Source organism: Streptomyces sp. NPDC048197 (assembly GCF_043202395.1).
GTDB lineage: Bacteria > Actinomycetota > Actinomycetes > Streptomycetales > Streptomycetaceae > Streptomyces > Streptomyces siderophoricus.
This window is the reverse complement of sequence record NZ_JBIDAJ010000033.1, coordinates 57,285-72,753: the sequence shown is the minus strand read 5'-3', so window position 1 is coordinate 72,753 and position 15,469 is coordinate 57,285. Positions and strand designations below refer to the sequence as shown.

The 15,469-nt window shown below is 73.2% G+C and carries 17 protein-coding genes and 7 tRNA genes; 10 read left to right on the top strand and 14 right to left on the bottom strand.

Translation table 11 applies throughout. The features are described 5' to 3' along the window. Positions 1-101 precede the first annotated feature (101 nt). A complete protein-coding gene (locus ACGF4C_RS31510) occupies positions 102-827 on the top strand; it encodes an exonuclease domain-containing protein (protein WP_393570815.1) in 726 nt (241 codons plus the stop codon). Between the two features lie 226 nt (positions 828-1,053). Here ACGF4C_RS31510 and ACGF4C_RS31505 read toward each other — a convergent pair. The 4 genes from ACGF4C_RS31505 to ACGF4C_RS31490 all read right to left on the bottom strand — a co-directional run bounded on the left by ACGF4C_RS31505 (position 1,054) and on the right by ACGF4C_RS31490 (position 2,366). Continuing rightward, positions 1,054-1,125 (bottom strand) — tRNA-Val (locus tag ACGF4C_RS31505). 72 nt (positions 1,126-1,197) lie between these two features. Continuing rightward, positions 1,198-1,659, bottom strand: coding sequence for an SRPBCC family protein (locus tag ACGF4C_RS31500; protein WP_393570813.1), 462 nt, complete (start codon positions 1,657-1,659; stop codon positions 1,198-1,200). Between the two features lie 149 nt (positions 1,660-1,808). After that, positions 1,809-1,880 (bottom strand) — tRNA-Val (locus ACGF4C_RS31495). Between the two features lie 54 nt (positions 1,881-1,934). Next, positions 1,935-2,366, bottom strand: a complete 432-nt coding sequence (locus tag ACGF4C_RS31490) for a TIGR02611 family protein (protein ID WP_393570811.1) — start codon at positions 2,364-2,366, stop codon at positions 1,935-1,937. A gap of 189 nt (positions 2,367-2,555) precedes the next feature. On the opposite strand from ACGF4C_RS31490, the gene ACGF4C_RS31485 reads away from it, so the two are divergent. Both ACGF4C_RS31485 and ACGF4C_RS31480 read left to right on the top strand, forming a co-directional pair. Then, positions 2,556-2,969: an SsgA family sporulation/cell division regulator gene (locus tag ACGF4C_RS31485; RefSeq protein ID WP_003959770.1), complete on the top strand. Its 414-nt coding sequence runs from the start codon at positions 2,556-2,558 to the stop codon at positions 2,967-2,969. Positions 2,970-3,198: 229 nt separating this feature from the next. Further along, on the top strand, positions 3,199-3,765 hold the full coding sequence (locus ACGF4C_RS31480) for a CGNR zinc finger domain-containing protein (protein WP_393570809.1): 567 nt from the start codon (positions 3,199-3,201) through the stop codon (positions 3,763-3,765). Positions 3,766-3,825: 60 nt separating this feature from the next. On the opposite strand, the gene ACGF4C_RS31475 is transcribed toward ACGF4C_RS31480, so the two are convergent. Both ACGF4C_RS31475 and ACGF4C_RS31470 read right to left on the bottom strand, forming a co-directional pair. Then, positions 3,826-3,981 (bottom strand): hypothetical protein, encoded by a 156-nt coding sequence (locus ACGF4C_RS31475; protein ID WP_199812568.1) that lies wholly within the window; start codon positions 3,979-3,981, stop codon positions 3,826-3,828. Positions 3,982-4,049: 68 nt separating this feature from the next. Continuing rightward, a complete protein-coding gene (locus ACGF4C_RS31470) occupies positions 4,050-4,508 on the bottom strand; it encodes a hypothetical protein (protein ID WP_393570806.1) in 459 nt (152 codons plus the stop codon). Positions 4,509-4,678: 170 nt separating this feature from the next. Here ACGF4C_RS31470 and ACGF4C_RS31465 point away from each other — a divergent pair, with 170 nt between their 5' ends. Continuing rightward, positions 4,679-5,200 (top strand): DsbA family protein, encoded by a 522-nt coding sequence (locus tag ACGF4C_RS31465; protein ID WP_393570804.1) that lies wholly within the window; start codon positions 4,679-4,681, stop codon positions 5,198-5,200. A 65-nt stretch (positions 5,201-5,265) separates the two neighbouring features. On the opposite strand, the gene ACGF4C_RS31460 is transcribed toward ACGF4C_RS31465, so the two are convergent. Genes ACGF4C_RS31460 through ACGF4C_RS31450 form a run of 3 tightly spaced genes read right to left on the bottom strand, consistent with a single transcriptional unit; the run spans position 5,266 to position 8,025 of the window. Beyond that, positions 5,266-6,096, bottom strand: a complete 831-nt coding sequence (locus tag ACGF4C_RS31460; RefSeq protein WP_393570802.1) for a GNAT family N-acetyltransferase — start codon at positions 6,094-6,096, stop codon at positions 5,266-5,268. 58 nt (positions 6,097-6,154) lie between these two features. Continuing rightward, complete coding sequence (locus tag ACGF4C_RS31455; protein WP_393570800.1) at positions 6,155-6,979, bottom strand: aminotransferase class IV; 825 nt, start codon at positions 6,977-6,979, stop codon at positions 6,155-6,157. Then, positions 6,976-8,025, bottom strand: coding sequence for a chorismate-binding protein (locus ACGF4C_RS31450; RefSeq protein ID WP_393570838.1), 1,050 nt, complete (start codon positions 8,023-8,025; stop codon positions 6,976-6,978). Before ACGF4C_RS31450 ends, ACGF4C_RS31455 begins: the two co-directional genes overlap by 4 nt. A 196-nt stretch (positions 8,026-8,221) precedes the next feature. Between ACGF4C_RS31450 and ACGF4C_RS31445 the strand changes: the two genes are divergently transcribed. From ACGF4C_RS31445 to ACGF4C_RS31425, 5 genes are all read left to right on the top strand, one after another. Then, a tRNA-Gly gene (locus ACGF4C_RS31445) sits at positions 8,222-8,294 on the top strand. 35 nt (positions 8,295-8,329) lie between these two features. Beyond that, a tRNA-Cys gene (locus tag ACGF4C_RS31440) sits at positions 8,330-8,403 on the top strand. 1 nt (position 8,404) lies between these two features. Then, positions 8,405-8,476: transfer RNA gene (locus ACGF4C_RS31435), tRNA-Val, on the top strand. 22 nt (positions 8,477-8,498) lie between these two features. Next, positions 8,499-8,570, top strand: a tRNA-Val gene (locus tag ACGF4C_RS31430). Between the two features lie 34 nt (positions 8,571-8,604). Continuing rightward, positions 8,605-8,676 (top strand) — tRNA-Val (locus tag ACGF4C_RS31425). Positions 8,677-8,801: 125 nt separating this feature from the next. On the opposite strand, the gene ACGF4C_RS31420 is transcribed toward ACGF4C_RS31425, so the two are convergent. The 3 genes from ACGF4C_RS31420 to ACGF4C_RS31410 form a co-directional block, all read right to left on the bottom strand. Then, positions 8,802-9,080: a zf-TFIIB domain-containing protein gene (locus ACGF4C_RS31420; protein WP_030415290.1), complete on the bottom strand. Its 279-nt coding sequence runs from the start codon at positions 9,078-9,080 to the stop codon at positions 8,802-8,804. Positions 9,081-9,153: 73 nt separating this feature from the next. Continuing rightward, positions 9,154-10,284 carry a phosphotransferase family protein gene (locus ACGF4C_RS31415; protein WP_393570798.1) on the bottom strand — a complete coding sequence of 377 codons (1,131 nt, stop codon included), beginning with the start codon at positions 10,282-10,284 and terminating at the stop codon, positions 9,154-9,156. A 339-nt stretch (positions 10,285-10,623) separates the two neighbouring features. Beyond that, positions 10,624-10,833, bottom strand: a complete 210-nt coding sequence (locus ACGF4C_RS31410; RefSeq protein WP_030413103.1) for a hypothetical protein — start codon at positions 10,831-10,833, stop codon at positions 10,624-10,626. Positions 10,834-11,440: 607 nt separating this feature from the next. On the opposite strand from ACGF4C_RS31410, the gene ACGF4C_RS31405 reads away from it, so the two are divergent. Next, complete coding sequence (locus tag ACGF4C_RS31405; RefSeq protein ID WP_393570795.1) at positions 11,441-12,883, top strand: serine/threonine-protein kinase; 1,443 nt, start codon at positions 11,441-11,443, stop codon at positions 12,881-12,883. A gap of 327 nt (positions 12,884-13,210) precedes the next feature. Here the strand turns inward: ACGF4C_RS31405 and ACGF4C_RS31400 are convergent, their stop codons facing one another. Beyond that, positions 13,211-14,026 (bottom strand): TrmH family RNA methyltransferase, encoded by an 816-nt coding sequence (locus ACGF4C_RS31400; RefSeq protein ID WP_393570793.1) that lies wholly within the window; start codon positions 14,024-14,026, stop codon positions 13,211-13,213. Positions 14,027-14,091: 65 nt separating this feature from the next. Beyond that, a complete protein-coding gene (gene cobA / locus ACGF4C_RS31395) occupies positions 14,092-15,330 on the bottom strand; it encodes a uroporphyrinogen-III C-methyltransferase (RefSeq protein ID WP_393570791.1) in 1,239 nt (412 codons plus the stop codon). Positions 15,331-15,469 lie beyond the last annotated feature (139 nt).

The window sequence follows — 15,469 nt, the reverse complement described above, 5'->3', positions numbered from 1 at the left end:
GTCCGCAAACAAGGACGGTTCGACCACCGGTGCGCTCGGGTATCACCTGCTCGGGTGGTATTGCGCCACCATCCCCCGTACGAGCACGAGGAGTTGGGATGATGCCGTGCTGGTATGACGGCCCTCTTGCCGCCTTCGACACCGAGACGACGGGGATCGACGTCGAGCGGGACCGCATCGTCTCCGCCGCGCTGGTGGTCCAGGAGACCCCGCGTTCGGCGCCCCGCGTCACCCGCTGGCTGATCAATCCCGGCGTCGAGATACCGGAAGCCGCCGTCGCGGTGCACGGTCTCACGGCCGACCACCTCGCCCTGCACGGCCGCTGGCCGGCGCCGGTGGTGGAGGAGGTGGCGCGGGCCCTGGCCGCCCAGTCGGTGGCCGGCCGTCCGCTGGTGGTGATGAACGCCCCGTTCGATCTCACCCTGCTGGAACGCGAGTTGAAGCGGCACCGCGCCAGCTCGCTGAACGCGTATCTGGGCGCCCATCCGCTGCGCGTGCTGGACCCCCGGGTGCTGGACAAACATCTGGACCGTTATCGCAAGGGCCGCCGCACGCTCGCCGATCTGTGCGCGCAGTACGAGGTCGAGCTGACCGAGGCGCACGACGCGGCCGCGGACGCGCTGGCCGCGCTGCAGGTGGTGCGTGCCCTGGGGCACCGGTTCTCGGACCGCCTGGGGAGCCTGCACCCGGCGGAGCTGCACACCCGGCAGGCGGTCTGGTACGCGGCCCAGGCCCGGGGGCTGCAGGCCTGGTTCGCACGCAGCGGCAGTCCGGAATCGGTGGATCCGCACTGGCCGCTGCGTCCCGAACTCCCCGCCGCGGCCTGATCGCGGCCTGATTCAGCATCAGGAATTCCGCACGACCGTCCGGCAACCGGTCGGCCGGCCGGGAAAGAAACGGGCGGAATTCCGTTTCCGGGTCGCTTCTCGTGACGGCGGAACGCGCCGGCAGGGGAACTCCGCCGAACGGAACTCCCCACTACGGAACTCCGCCTCCGCATCACTCAACAAAAAGAACCGGGCCACCTTTTGGTGGCCCGGTTCTTGATCCCGGTGGGCGATACTGGGTTCGAACCAGTGACCTCTTCGGTGTGAACGAAGCGCTCTCCCACTGAGCTAATCGCCCGGGTGTCCGGCGTGGTTTCCCTCGCGAACGACCTGAACAATACAGGCCGCGCGGGCGTTCCATCAAATTTCCTCAGGTCCGGGCCAGCCAGCGGGCCAGCCCGCGCCGCCCGGCCCGCACCATCAGGGCGTGATTGGCGCGGAACAGCGGCCGCGCCAGCAGCCCGACCCGGCGCATCAGCGGTTTGCGGACCTCGACGTCCTGCTCGAAGACGGCGCGGGTGCCGCCGGCACCGGGCACCACGGTCCAGCGCGCCCAGCCGGCCAGGTCGCCGCGCATCACGATCTCCAGGACCCCGGCGCCGGGGTCCCGTACCTGCTCGGCGGCCACCACCTTGAGGTCGTACGGCAGCAGGGAGCGGAAGCGGGCGGTCCCGCTCCGGTCGTCGATCCGGGTCACCTCGCGCACCTGCGGCCACCACTGCGGGTAGCTCTCGGCGCGCTCCAGGACGGCGTAGACGACGGCCGGCGGGGCGTGGAGCTGCCAGACGCTGCGGAAGCGGTAGCGGTGCAGCCGGCGGGAGCAGTCGGGCATGAGCCCAGTGTGCGCCCCGCACGGCGGCGGGCGCCCAACAACGGCGAGGGCCCGGCGACTTGGCGTCCGGCGGGCCGTCGTGCGCGGGGACACGCAAAAGGGGCGGCGCGACCCGCATCGTCTGCGAGTACCCGCCGCCCCTTGTGACGTGGGCGATACTGGGTTCGAACCAGTGACCTCTTCGGTGTGAACGAAGCGCTCTCCCACTGAGCTAATCGCCCGGGCGCACCGCCAACATTACCCCACGTCGGCGGGCACTTGTGACCACGTTCCGGTCACTCGGCGACGTTCCAGGGCAGCACCAGGCCGAACTTCCACGCGTAGACCGCGACCCCGGCGGCGATGATCGTCAGGCCGAGGGTGGTCAGGATGATGTTGCGGCGCCGCACCTTGGGGTCGAGCGCCTTCTGGGCCGCTTCGGTGACCTTGCGTTTGGTCCAGCGCAGGACCAGCTGGGCCCAGACGAATTCGGTCGCCCAGATCGCCATACCGGCGAAGATCACCAGCCAGCCGGGGCCCGGCAGCGGCAGCAGGATCACTCCGCCGCCGACCACCGCGAGACCGACGACGAAGACACCGACCTGCCAGCTCAGATGCAGCGGCCGGGAGCGCTTGATGAAATGCGGCGCTCGCGAGCCGAGCGGCTGCTCGGGCGGCACGGTCTCCTCCTCGAGTACTCCCGGTCCCCCGTTACTCACCGTATTCATACGGTCAAACTTACCGGACGGGAGGGGTCCGCGGAATTACCGACGGGGACGATCCCGCAATCCGCCGTAAGAGGTACCTGAAGCCACCCAAAACCGTCAGAGGGGTTTACAACGGCACCGTAGGTGGCATGTCGATTTCGCCGACGTGCGAATCCCCGAGCGCACACTGAGCGAAAGGCCCTGGCGCTTATGAACACCACGGTCAGCTGCGAGCTGCACCTGCGCCTCGTTGTGTCGAGCGAGTCCTCACTGCCTGTACCCGCGGGCCTGCGGTATGACACGGCCGATCCCTACGCCGTGCATGCCACCTTCCATACCGGAGCCGAGGAGACCGTCGAGTGGGTGTTCGCCCGCGACCTCCTCGCCGAGGGTCTGCACCGGCCCACCGGCACCGGAGACGTCCGCGTATGGCCGTCCCGGAGCCACGGGCAGGGCGTGGTCTGCATCGCCCTGAGCTCCCCGGAAGGCGAAGCCCTGCTCGAAGCCCCCGCGCGGGCTCTCGAGTCGTTTCTCAAAAGGACGGATGCCGCCGTACCGCCCGGTACGGAGCACCGGCATTTCGATCTCGACACGGAGCTGTCCCACATCCTCGCGGAGAGCTGAGACGCAGCACGGTTACCGAAAGCACCCATCCGCTCACACTTGCGCCCGTCCGACTCGGGGAGACGGCGCAGGACCGACAAGTTCATACGGCAGTGTTCGGCGTCGTCGCCGCGGAGCCACCGCGGGGGACGGCGCCGAAGCTTGTCCCAGGCGCTAGAGTCGGCGACCATTCGGCCACGACACCCGGGGGCGGTACCCGTCCGGCCCCACCCTGCCAGGGAGCGGAACCGTGATGATCACCCATGACACCCGGTGCGCGCTGGACGCGGTCGTCGATCTGCTCAACACCGCTCCGGAGGGCGAGGCGCCCGGCGCGCCGGACAGCCTGACCGCCGTGCCGGCCGTCGAGGACTTCGCCCGCCGCAACAACTTCAGCGTCGTGGGCACGCTCGGCCCGGACGACCTGGCGGCGGTGCGCCGGGTCCGGGCGCGCTTCGCCGAGGTCTTCGCCGCCGAGGACGACCGCACCGCGGCCGCGCGGCTCAACGCGCTGGTCGCCTCGGCGGGCACCACCCCGCAGCTGACCGACCACGACGGCTACGACTGGCACGTGCACTACTTCGCGCCGGGCGCCTCCGTGGCCGACCGGATGGCCGCGGACGGCGGGATGGCGCTCGCCTTCCTCGTCGTGGCCGGCGAGCGCGAGCGGCTGCGGCGCTGCGAGGCGCCGGACTGCCGGTACGCGTTCGTCGACCTCTCCCGCAACCGTTCGCGGCGCTACTGCGACAGCCGCACCTGCGGCAACCGGCTGCATGTCGCGGCCTACCGCGCACGGCGCCGGGAGGCCGCGGGCTGACGGCCGGCGCAAACCGGCCGACGGCTGCCCCGGCGGGTGCGGGCGGGCCGTACGCCGGCCTCACAGGATGAAGAGGTCGTGTACGGCGCCGAGGAGGAGCAGGCAGCCGATGACGGCGAGGAAGAGCATCAGCGGCGGCTGGGACAACGCGAACAGGCAGCCGCGGGGTTCGGGGGACGGGGCGTCGTCTTGGGCGAGGGCGCACTCATCGTTCATCTCGCGCGCATCATGGCGCACGTGATCTTCCGAGGGCGCCCAAAGGGGGCCTCAGCAGCGGGAGTTCATCAGATCCCGTGCTTTTTCAGGATCGCTTCGATGTCCGAGAAGTCATCCTTGGGAGCGCCGGCGGCCTGCGGGGCCTTACCCTTGCCGGCCGGCCGGTCGGCCGTACGGCCCGCGCCGAGGGACGGTATGGAGGCACCCGGAGCCACCGCGTCGGGCGTGGCGCCCCCGGCCGCCTTGCGGTCCTTGCGGGCCCCGATCCCGCCGCGGCGGCGCTCGACGGCCCGGCTGACCATGAAGAGCAGGAACGAGAGCGCGAGCAGGCCGAAGCCCGCCCAGACCGTGGGCTTGAAGACGATGTTGGTGACCCAGTCGATGACGCCGGTCATCACCAGGCCGATCGGGATCAGGGAAAAGGCGGCGATGCGGGTCGCGGCGAGGAATCGCTTGCGGTACGCCGTCAGCGCGGCGATGCCCAGGCCCGCTGCCGACACCGCGGCACAGACGGTCGAGGTCAGCATCCGGTCCTCCTGCCGGTGGAAGGGCGAGCAGTCCCTCTGCTCCCCTCCATCCTGCCCTGTCCGGGCCCGCCCGGGCCATGTTCCGGCACCGGCTTCAGGGTCTTCTCGGGGTCACCCTCATCCTCAGGTCCGGGTTCGGCCACCAGGGGGCGGGCTGGAAGACTGGTCCCATGAACGACGCCACCACCCCCGCCCCCGCCCGTCCCGTCCTCGACGTGTGGTGTGAGCTGCAGTGCCCGGACTGCCACGCCGCGCTGACGGACCTGCGGGCGCTGCGCGAGCGCTACGGCGACCGGCTGGACATCCGGCTGCGCCACTTCCCCCTGGCGAAGCACAAGCACGCCTACGCCGCGGCCCAGGCCGCCGAGGAGGCGCTGGTGCAGGGGCAGGGCTGGCCGTACGTCGAGGCGGTGCTGGCGCGCACCGAGGAGCTCGCGGCGCGCGGCGAGAAGCTGCTGCTGGAGGTCGCCGGTGAGCTGGGGCTGGACGGCGAGGAGCTGGAGACCGCGCTGATCGACGGGCGGCACCTGCTGATCGTGGACGCCGACGAGGCCGAGGGGAAGGCGATCGGCGTGACCGGAACCCCGACGTACGTGATCGGCGGGGAGCGGCTGGACGGCGGCAGGAGCCAGGAGGGGCTGCGCGCCCGGATCGAGGAGATCGCCGACCGCCTGCTGGCCGGCCAGGACTGAGCCGGGGCAGGAACGAGCCGGCCGGGGCCGGGCCGCCAGGGTCGCCGGAGCGCGCCGCGGCCGCCCTACAGGATCGGCTTCCACAGCAGGTACCCGGTCGGCCGGTAGCCCAGCGACTCGTAGAGGCCGAGGGCCGGTGCGTTGCCCGCGTAGACGTTGAGGCCGAGGGTGGTGCGGCCGGCCGCGAGGCTCTCGCGCTCGGCGATCAGCATCAGGGTGCGGCCGTGCCCCCGCCCCCGGTGGCCGGGGTCCACCCGCACGTCGACGACGTAGCCGCCCGGCTGCTCCGGCATCCGCAGGGCGAGCCAGAGACTGCCGACGTCGGCGCCGTCGTGGGACAGGATCCGCAGGACCTGGCCGGGGGTCTCCGCCCCGTCCGGCAGCAGGGCGTGGTGGCCCTTCACCGCGATGTCCTCGGCGCGGGCCCGGGACATCCCCTGGCCGGTCTGCGTGCGGATGTGCTCGGCGAGCGCGGCGTCCCGCCAGGCCGGGTATTCCGCCTCGTCCAGCGGCCGGTCGGCGACGTCCCCGGGCAGCCGCGGCGGCGCGTCGAGGGGTTTGCACAGGGTGCGGCTGCGCTCGGTGTAGCCCAGGGCCGCCGCGAGCCGCAGCGCGGCCTCCGCCTCGGCCGGGACGGTCACCTCGATCTGGCGGCATCCCCAGCCGCGCAGCACCTCCTCGGCGGCGAGCGCCGCGACGGTGGCCCGGCCGCGGTGCCGGTCCGGCGGGTCGATGGCCAGGTAGGTGATCCGGCCGGCCGTCGGGCCGAAACGGGCGTCGGTCGACAGCCGGACCGTGCCGACCCGCCGGCTGTTGACGCAGACGTCGTACGGGCGGGCCCGGGTGCCGTCGTCGTGGTGTTCCTCGGGTCCCGCGGGGCGCAGCGTAGTGGTCACGGGGACTTTCTACTCGCCCGTGTGCGGGCCCGTCATCACCCTGTACGGGGGCCGGTGCTCAGCGCGGGTCGATGTCGGCGGCGGACTGCTCGTCGAAGATCCGCATGGCCTCGGCGGTCACCGGGCCCGGCCCGTCGGCCAGTTGGCGGCCGTCGATCCGGGTCACGGCCTGCACGTCGCGGAGGGTGGAGGTCAGGAAGATCTCGTCGGCCCGCTCCAGGACGTCCAGCGGAAGATCGGTCTCCTTGGCGCCGGCCCAGGCGACGGTCAGGGCGCGGGTGATGCCCGCCAGGCAGCCGGAGGAGAGCGGCGGGGTGTGGAGTTCGCCGTCCAGGACGACGAAGACGTTGGAGCCGGTGCCCTCGCAGAGCGCGCCGACGGTGTTGGCGAACAGCGCCTCGGTGGCGCCCTGTTCGTGGGCGCGCGCCAGGGCGACCACGTTCTCGCCGTAGGAGGTGGTCTTCAGGCCGGCCAGCGCGCCGCGTTCGTTACGGGTCCAGGGGACGGTGACGGCGGCGGTGGTGTCGGGGCGGCGGGTGGTCGCGGAGAGCGCGACGACCAGCGTGGGGCCGGCGTCGCCGCGGTCCGAGCCGAGCGGGGACTCGCCGCCGGTGTAGGTGATCCGCAGCCGGCCCAGCGGCATGGGGTTGGCGTCGAGGACGGCCTCGCAGCCGCGCCGCACCTCGTCGAGGTCGGGCTCGGGCAGGCCGAGGCCGCGGGCGGAGGTGGCGAGGCGTTCCAGGTGGCGGGTGAGGGCGAAGGCGCGTCCGTGGTCCGCCTTGACGGTCTCGAAGACGCCGTCGCCGACGGTCAGCCCGTGGTCGAAGACCGAGACCCGGGCGTCCTCGGCGTTCCGCAGTGCCCCGTCCAGCCAGATCCTCATCGCTCTCCTCCGCTCGGCTCGTTGCGTCCCGACGCTACCGCGAGCAGCCGGCTCGCCTTCAGTTCGGTCTCCGCCCATTCCCGCTCGGGGTCGGAGTCCCAGATGATCCCGGCCCCGGCGCCGAAGCGGAGGAGGGGTCCGCCGGCGGCGGTGCGGTCGATCCAGAAGGTCCGGATGCCGACCGCGAGCTCGCCGGTGCGGCGGTCGGCGTCGACCCAGCCGATGCCGCCGCAGTACGGTCCGCGGGGTGCGGTCTCCAGTTCGTCGATGATCCGCAGGGCGCTGGACTTGGGGGCGCCGGTGACCGAACCGGGCGGGAAGGTGGCGTCCAGCAGGTCGGCCCAGGTGCTCTTCTCGTTGGCGAGGTCCAGTTCGCCGCGCACCGTGGAGACGAGGTGCACCAGGCCGGGGTGCTCCTCGACCGCGCAGAGTGCCGGGACGGTGACGGTTCCGGTGGCGCAGACCCGGCCGAGGTCGTTGCGGACCAGGTCCACGATCATCACGTTCTCCGCCCGGTCCTTGTCCGAAAGGTCCGCGGCGGTCCGTCCGGTGCCCTTGATGGGCCCGGACCACACGGCGCGGTCGTCCCGCCGCAGATAGAGCTCGGGGGAGGCGCTGGCGATCTCCACGCCGTGGCCGGGCAGCCGGATCGTGCCGGCGTGCGGGGCGGGGTTGCCGCGGGCCAGCACCGCGGACAGCGCGTCGACATCGGCCCCGTCCGGGTCGGGCAGCGGGGCGCTCAGCACCCGGCAGAGGTTCACCTGGTAGACGTCGCCGGCCGCGATGTGTTCCCGGACCCGCCGTACGCCGCGGACGTAGGCGTCGCGGTCCAGGGAGCTGCCCCAGGCGCTCCGTGCGGGGCCGTGCCAGGCGCCGGGGGCGGGGGCGTCGGCCGGGGTGGCGGGGCGTACGTCGGCGAAGCGGGCGCAGACCACCTGGCCCTCGAAGTCGGCGGCCACCGCCCACCAGCCCGTCGAGTCGAGGGCCGCGGGATCGCTGGTCACGTCCCGTAGATCGGTGGCTATCAGGCCGCCGAAGCGGGCCATGGGAGCGAAGTCGTGCACGTCAGCGAGTCTATGGCGGGGGCCCCGGGCGCGCCTGTGCCGGGCGAGCAGCGCAGCACGCTGCACAAACGCGTTTTTGTACTGGCCCCGGAATCCGCTAGAGTTCAACACGTCGCCGGGACGCGGAAGCGCCCCGGGGGCCCGGTAGCTTCCCGGACGTAGTCTGGGAGAGTCACCTGCGGACGTAGCTCAGTTGGTAGAGCACCACCTTGCCAAGGTGGATGTCGCGAGTTCGAGTCTCGTCGTCCGCTCGATGTGGGGGATCTTCCCGAACCCCCTCACTCCTGGTGGAGTGGCCGAGAGGCGAGGCAACGGCCTGCAAAGCCGTCTACACGGGTTCAAATCCCGTCTCCACCTCCAAGGACGATTAGCTCAGCGGGAGAGCGCTTCCCTGACACGGAAGAGGTCACTGGTTCAATCCCAGTATCGTCCACTGCCCGGCTCCACCGGGCCCCGCGCGATTAGCTCAGCGGGAGAGCGCTTCCCTGACACGGAAGAGGTCACTGGTTCAATCCCAGTATCGCGCACGCAGCTGTGGGTCTTCGCGATCCATGGTCCCGAGGACGATTAGCTCAGCGGGAGAGCGCTTCCCTGACACGGAAGAGGTCACTGGTTCAATCCCAGTATCGTCCACACGCAGCCGAGGGCCGGAAGCGTTTCGCTCCGGCCCTCGGCTTTTGTGCCGTGCCGTGCCGGTCACGGGCTCCGGTCGCCGGCCGGCCGGCTGTGGCCGTGCCGGCCGGGCCGGGTGCGACGGTTCAGGACGAGAACAGCATGTGGCCGAGGCCCCGGTGATGACCGTGATGCCCATGGTGGCCGTGGTGACCGTGGTGCGGTGCGCCCCAGGCGGGCGCGGCGGGGTACGCCTGCGGGGCGGGCGGCGGCGGGGCCTGCTGGACCCACTGCGACTCCAGGCGGGTCAGCGCCTCCAGCTCCCCGAAGTCGAGGAAGATCCCTCGGCAGCCGGCGCACTGCTCGATCTGGACGCCATTGCGGTTGTACGTGTGCATCGGTGCATGGCACTTGGGGCACTGCATCGTCGGCTCAACTCCTGTCGTTCGCTGCCGCTCGGCGCGGCGCCACCGGAACGGCCTTCCGGTGGCGTGGGGTTCAGCGTACGACGGGCCCGCCGGGTGCCAACTGCTGCGGCAGGGACGCCATCCGGGCGCAGGCGTCGATGACGGCGGTCGCGGCCTCGTCCAGCGCCCGTTCCCCGGTGACGGCCTTGGTGACGGCGAGCGCGGCGGTCTGCACGGTCAGGGCGCGGGCGGGGACCTCCAGTTCGGCCCAGGGGTCCCCGTGCGGGGGCAGGGCCGGGCCACCCGCCGCGCGGTAGGCGGTCAGGAAGCGCGTCCAGATGTCCGGGGCGAGCAGGCCGGTGGCGAACCAGGCGGCGGGACGGGCCAGGTCCCAGGCCGCGTCGCCGAGGCCGAGGTCGTCGACATCGATCAGCAGCCAGCGGCCACCGCTGGCCGGGTGGCGGACCAGCTGGCCGAGGTGGAGGTCGCCGTGGCAGAGGGACGCCGCACGCGGCGGTGGGGCCTCGTCCCGGGCCCAGGGCGGGAGCCCGTACCAGGCCTGTTCGACGGCCGCGGCGGCCGCGCGCAGGGGCCGCGGAACGGCGTCCGCAGGGCCGTTGGCCAACGCTCCGCGCAGCCGGGTCAGGGCGCGGGCGGCCTTGGTGGGGCCGCGCATCGGCGGGACCGGGCCGGGGAGTTGGCGCGGATCGACACGGTGCAGCCGGGCCAGCAGGCGGGCAGCGTCCTCCCAGGGCGCCGCGTCCGGGTCGTCGGGCGCGACCGGGCTGCCGTACGGCCAGCGGGTCAGCGCCCGGCCGTCGTCGGCGAGGAGGAGGAAACCGCCGGGGGCGGTGAGCGGGAGCGGGGGCAGCAGGATCCCGTGCAGGAGGGGGTGCGCGGCGATCCGGAGACGAGCGGCGAGGTCCTGCGGGTCGGCGTCGGGAGCGTGCGCCTTGGCGACCGTACGGCCACTGCGGACGACCGTGCCGTCGGGGCGGTCGGCGAGGACCTGGGCGAGAGCCTGGGGGTGGTCGGCGGGCGGATGGGTGGGAGTGTGGGTGTGGGTGTGGGTGTGGTCCGTGGGCGTGCGGGGGCGATCGGCAGGTGTCTCGGGGGCCGGTGGTGCGGGTGGGGGGCCGTCCGGACCGTCGGGGCCATCGGGGCCATCGGGGCCGGAGGATGCCGCGAGGGCGGCCAGGCGGACGGCCAGCGGTGTGGTCATGACTCCCCTCCCCCGGGCCTGCGTCGGTGTGGGGCCTTGCCCGGTCGCCGGTCGGACCCGACGGGGATCGTACGCGGCGGGGCAGGCGGGCGGGGCGTCAGGCCGGCGTGTGGAGGCGGGGAGGGGCGGACGGGACCCGCGCAGTGGCGGGGCGCGTGCCTACGCGGCCAGGGCCGCTCGGCAGAGTCTCGGTTCGGTGGGTGGTGGGGGCGGAAGCTCGACGGCCGGGCATCTCCCCAGATGCCCGGCCGTTCGTGCCGTCCGCCGCACCCCCGTCCCCACGGGGTATTCAGCCGGAGGTCCCCGTCCCGGGCCGCTCTCCCGGGACCGGGGCGCCGCTCAGCGCCCCAGCATTCCGGCCACGGACGACGCCTGTGTGATGACGGCTTCCCAGCCGCCGAAGACCACGGCGAGCAGGATCGCCAACGGCAGCACCATGACCACCGCGACGAGGGGATGGCGGGTGCCCGAGGACTGGTGGCCGCCGAGCGCCGCGGCGGCCTTGCGCCCCTGCGCCCGTAGGGCCGTCCGTCCTGAGGTCCGATCCATCGTCCGCTCCCGTCGTCTCTGGAGCGGCGGGCGTCTGACCTCGGGGGACGAGCGCTGCGCCCGCCGCTTGATGACAACACTAGGCACGCGGCGCGGGGCAGGCGTCATGCCGTCGTACCTATTGGGCGGCCTCCAGGAGGATGACGGGACCGGGCGTCACGTACTCCCCTGGGTGGAGAACACCCCTGAGGAACCCGGGACATCCCCCGGGGGAGCCCGCCGGGCCGCAGGTCCGGGCGGCCGGTCGTGCGTGACCTCGCTCACGTCGGCGGCTCCCCCGCGCCCCGCCGTCCGGCAGCCGCCGGCCGCTGCGCACGCCGGCGCCGTCCGCCGCCGGGAGCCGTGCCCCGCATCTCCGGCATTCGGCCTCGATCACCTTTCGTCCGCTCAATCCCCCTTATGTGAACGATCATTGAGCGCGCGGGCGGAAAACCGGGCCGCCCCGCGCCCCTTTCCCCTCCCGCACTCCGAGGATCGCACCCGCCACCGACAATCCGGTTGCCGACGCATGCGCGGCCTCTCAGCACAGCGAGCCGTCAATCCGTAAGCTGTGCCACGTCAGACGGTTGGCAGCGGAGGGGCCTCCCACCGCAGGTAGGGGACGGACATGGCGATGATGCGGCTCCGGCGCGAGGACCCGCGTGTCGTCGGGACGTTCCGGTTGCACCGCCGGCTCGGCGCGGGCGGGATGGGCGTGGTCTACCTCGGCTCGGACAAGCGCGGTCAGCGGGTGGCGCTGAAGGTGATCCGGCCGGACCTGGCGGAGGATCAGGAATTTCGCTCGCGGTTCGCCCGCGAGGTGTCCGCCGCCCGCCGGATCCGCGGTGGCTGCACGGCGCGGCTGGTCGCGGCCGATCTGGACGCGGACCGCCCGTGGTTCGCCACCCAGTACGTCCCCGGCCCGTCGCTGCACGACAAGGTCAACGAGGAGGGGCCGCTCTCCCCCGCGCAGGTCGCTTCCGTCGGCGCGGCACTGTCCGAGGGGCTGCTGGCCGTCCATGACGCGGGCGTGGTGCACCGCGACCTGAAGCCGTCCAACATCCTGCTGTCGCCCAAGGGCCCGCGCATCATCGACTTCGGCATCGCCTGGGCGACCGGTGCCAGCACCCTCACGCATGTCGGTACGGCCGTCGGGTCGCCGGGCTTCCTGGCACCGGAACAGGTACGCGGCGCCGCGGTGACCCCCGCCACCGACATCTTCGCGCTGGGCGCCACGCTGGCGTACGCCTGCACCGCGGACTCCCCGTTCGGGCAGGGCAGTTCGGAGGTCATGCTCTACCGGGTGGTGCACGAGGAGGCGCAGCTCGCCGGGGTGCCGGACGCGCTGGCGCCACTGCTCGCGTCGTGCCTGGCCAAGGATCCGGCGGACCGGCCCAGCACCTTGTCGCTGTCGTTGCGGCTCAAGGAGATCGCGGCCCGTGAGGCGCACGGTCTGTCGGGCGGACCCTCGGGCGGTCTGCCGGGCGGCCTGCTGCACAACGGGCCCGGCAGCGGGGCCGGATGGAGCCGGGCGGAGCGCCGTCCGTCGGACCGGCCGACCGGGCAGCGGGCCGAGGAGTACGCGCGCCAGCGCACCGAGCGGCGGACGGCGGGCGGTTCCGCGCCGCGCCCGCATGCGGTGCGTCCGCCGGCACCGCGGGACGGGGCCGGTGGCCGGCCGGGCGGACCGGCTTCCGGTGCGGGTACGGGTGCGGGTGCCGGTGCGGGCACCGGTGCGAGGAAGAATCCGCGTACCGCGGGGCGGAATGCCCGGCGCGGTCCGGCGGCCCGGCCGACGGGGCGCAACGGTTCGCGCACCCCGGTCCGTACGACTTCGGGCGGGCGCCGGCCCGGCCCCGACCGCCGGCTGCTGCGTCAGCGGGTCATCGTGTTCGTCGTGGTGACGCTGCTGGTCGCACTGGGGATCGCGGCGGCCCAGGGCTGCCAGGGACCGGCCCGCGGAATGGGGACCGAGGGGATGGAACGGCTGGCTCCGCTCGCTCCGGCCGGGAGCCCGGCCGCTCCGGGTGGAGGTCAGCCGGCGCGGGGCGGGGGCTTGGACGCGCGGTAGGCGTGCGGAGGGGTGGTGGGCGGGCCCTTAGGGGTTAGGGGAACAGATCCCCTAAGGGGCGCGAGGGCCCCCTCGGGGCCGACAACGTGGCGGGGCGTGGCGGTATTCCGAGTTCGGTACGGGCAGTACGGGCGCGTACGTACGGGCGTTACGGGCGGTACGGGCAGTACGGGCAGTACGGGCGCGAACGTACGGGCGTTACGGGCGTTACGGGCAGTACGGGCAGTACGGGCGCGAACGTACGGGCGTTACGGGCAGTACGGGCGCGTACAGGCGGTACGGACCCACGGGTCATACGGCCCGCGTGGCCCCCGTAGGCCCCGCCCCCTAAGTCGGTCGTCCCGACGTCACCGCGTAGAAGGCCACCGCTGCGGCGGCACCGACGTTGAGGGAGTCGACGCCGTGGGCCATCGGGATGCGGACCCATTCGTCGGCGGCGCGCAGGGCGCCGGTGGTGAGGCCGCCGCCCTCCGCGCCCAGCATCAGGGCGACGCGGTCCAGCGTGTGCGGGGCGGCCTCGTCGATGGTGGAGGCCTTCTCGGCGGGGGTGAGGGCGAGCAGTTTGAAGCCCGCTTCCCGTACGACGGACAGGTCGCGGGGCCAGCTCTCCAGGCGGGCGTACGGGACGGAGAAGACCGCGCCCATGGAGACCTTGACCGAGCGGCGGTAGAGGGGGTCGGCGCAGTCCGGGGAGAGCAGCACCGCGTCCATGCCGAGGGCCGCCGCGCTGCGGAAGATCGCGCCGATGTTGGTGTGGTCGTTGACGGCCTCCATGACCACGATGCGGCGCGCCTGGGCGAGGAGTTCGGTGGCAGCGGGCAGCGGGGTGCGCTGCATGGAGGCGAGCGCGCCGCGGTGCACGTGATAGCCCGTCACCTGTTCGGCGAGGGCCGGGCTGACGGCGTAGACCGGGGCCGGGACCTCGTCGATGACGTCGCGCATGACGTCGACCCACTTCGAGGAGAGCAGCATCGAGCGCATCTCGTAGCCGGCGTGCCGGGCGCGCCGGATGACCTTCTCGCCCTCGGCGATGAAGAGTCCCTCCGCGGGCTCGCGCCGGCGCCGCAGTTCGACGTCGGTCAGGCCGGTGTAGTCGGCCAGCCGCGGGTCGTCCGGGTCGTCGACGGTGATGATTTCTGCCACGGGGAGATAGTGCCTTGTCGGTGTCGGGGTTCCAATGCCGGGGGACGCCCGGGGAAACGAATCAGCTAGCCGGCCGTGGTCGTCGCGCCGACGCTGACGACGTCGCCGATGACGATGACCGCCGGCGGCCGGACGCCCTCGGAGCGGACCGTCTCGCCGAGGGTGGCGAGGGTGGCGTCGACCCGGCGCTGGGTGGCGGTGGTGCCCTCCTGGATGACGGCGGCCGGGGTGTCGGCGGGGCGGCCGTGCTCGATGAGCTTGGCCGCGATGGCGCCGCTGTTCTCCACTCCCATGAGGACGACCAGGGTGCCGCGCAGCTTGGCGAGGGCGGGCCAGTCTACCAGGGAGCGCTCGTCGTCGGGGGCCACGTGGCCGCTGACGACGGTGAATTCGTGGGCGACGCCGCGGTGGGTGACGGGGATGCCGGCGGCGCCGGGTACCGAGATGGTGCTGGAGATGCCGGGCACGACAGTGCAGGGGATGCCGGCCTCGGCGAGCGCCTGGGCCTCCTCCATGCCGCGGCCGAAGACGAACGGGTCGCCGCCCTTGAGGCGGACCACGGCCTTGCCGGCCTTGGCGTGCTCAATCAGCGCGTTGTTGATGGCCTCCTGGGCCATGAACCGGCCGTAGGGGATCTTCGCGGCGTCGATGACCTCGACGTGCGGGGGCAGCTCGGCCAGCAGGTCGCGGGGGCCGAGGCGGTCGGCGATGACGACGTCGGCCTCGGCGAGGAGACGGCGGCCGCGGACGGTGATCAGGTCGGGGTCACCGGGGCCGCCGCCGACCAGCGCCACGCCGGGGGTGTGCGGGCGGCGGTGGTGCGGGGCGGCGATGCTGCCGTCGCGCAGGCCCTCCACGATGGCGTCGCGTACGGCGGCCGAGCGGCGCGGGTCGCGGCCGGTCAGGACGGCGACGGTGACGCCCTCGCTGCGCCCGGTGGCCGGGGTCCAGGCGGTGGCCGCCTCGGCGTCGTCGGCGCGTACGCACCACACGCGCCGCTCCTCGGCCTCCTGGGAGGCGGCGGCGTTGGCCTCGGGGTCGTCGGTGGAGATCAGCGCGTACCAGGCCTCGGCGAGGTCACCGGCCCGGTAGCGGCGGCGCTCCCAGCGGATCTCGCCGGCGTCGGCCATCGCCTCGACGGAGGGGGTGGCGGACGGGGAGACGAGCACGACGTCCGCGCCCGCGGCGACGAGCGAGGGGAGGCGGCGCTGGGCGACCTGACCGGCTCCCAGGACGACCACCCGGCGGCCGGACAGCCGCAGTCCGACGGGGTAGGCAGCGTGTTCGGCGACGTGCTCAGCCATGGCGGGGCGGCTCCTTGTGCGGATGGTGCGAGTTCGAGACCGGATCGGTCGCTGCGGCTCTGGAGCGGCTGATCAGGGATGATACGACGCTTGAGGGCGTACGGCCCCGGCCCACAGCCTAGAGGGCTGCGGGCCGGGG

What these genes read in the sequence shown, in the direction of transcription:
- ACGF4C_RS31510 (WP_393570815.1), top strand. Translation starts at nt 102, where the DNA reads ATGCCGTGCTGGTATGACGGCCCTCTTGCCGCCTTCGACACCGAGACG.
- ACGF4C_RS31500 (WP_393570813.1), bottom strand. Translation starts at nt 1,659, where the DNA reads ATGCCCGACTGCTCCCGCCGGCTGCACCGCTACCGCTTCCGCAGCGTC.
- ACGF4C_RS31490 (WP_393570811.1), bottom strand. Translation starts at nt 2,366, where the DNA reads ATGAATACGGTGAGTAACGGGGGACCGGGAGTACTCGAGGAGGAGACC.
- ACGF4C_RS31485 (WP_003959770.1), top strand. Translation starts at nt 2,556, where the DNA reads ATGAACACCACGGTCAGCTGCGAGCTGCACCTGCGCCTCGTTGTGTCG.
- ACGF4C_RS31475 (WP_199812568.1), bottom strand. Translation starts at nt 3,981, where the DNA reads ATGAACGATGAGTGCGCCCTCGCCCAAGACGACGCCCCGTCCCCCGAA.
- ACGF4C_RS31470 (WP_393570806.1), bottom strand. Translation starts at nt 4,508, where the DNA reads ATGCTGACCTCGACCGTCTGTGCCGCGGTGTCGGCAGCGGGCCTGGGC.
- ACGF4C_RS31465 (WP_393570804.1), top strand. Translation starts at nt 4,679, where the DNA reads ATGAACGACGCCACCACCCCCGCCCCCGCCCGTCCCGTCCTCGACGTG.
- ACGF4C_RS31455 (WP_393570800.1), bottom strand. Translation starts at nt 6,979, where the DNA reads ATGAGGATCTGGCTGGACGGGGCACTGCGGAACGCCGAGGACGCCCGG.
- ACGF4C_RS31450 (WP_393570838.1), bottom strand. Translation starts at nt 8,025, where the DNA reads ATGGCCCGCTTCGGCGGCCTGATAGCCACCGATCTACGGGACGTGACC.
- ACGF4C_RS31420 (WP_030415290.1), bottom strand. Translation starts at nt 9,080, where the DNA reads ATGCAGTGCCCCAAGTGCCATGCACCGATGCACACGTACAACCGCAAT.
- ACGF4C_RS31415 (WP_393570798.1), bottom strand. Translation starts at nt 10,284, where the DNA reads ATGACCACACCGCTGGCCGTCCGCCTGGCCGCCCTCGCGGCATCCTCC.
- ACGF4C_RS31410 (WP_030413103.1), bottom strand. Translation starts at nt 10,833, where the DNA reads ATGGATCGGACCTCAGGACGGACGGCCCTACGGGCGCAGGGGCGCAAG.
- ACGF4C_RS31405 (WP_393570795.1), top strand. Translation starts at nt 11,441, where the DNA reads ATGGCGATGATGCGGCTCCGGCGCGAGGACCCGCGTGTCGTCGGGACG.
- cobA (WP_393570791.1), bottom strand. Translation starts at nt 15,330, where the DNA reads ATGGCTGAGCACGTCGCCGAACACGCTGCCTACCCCGTCGGACTGCGG.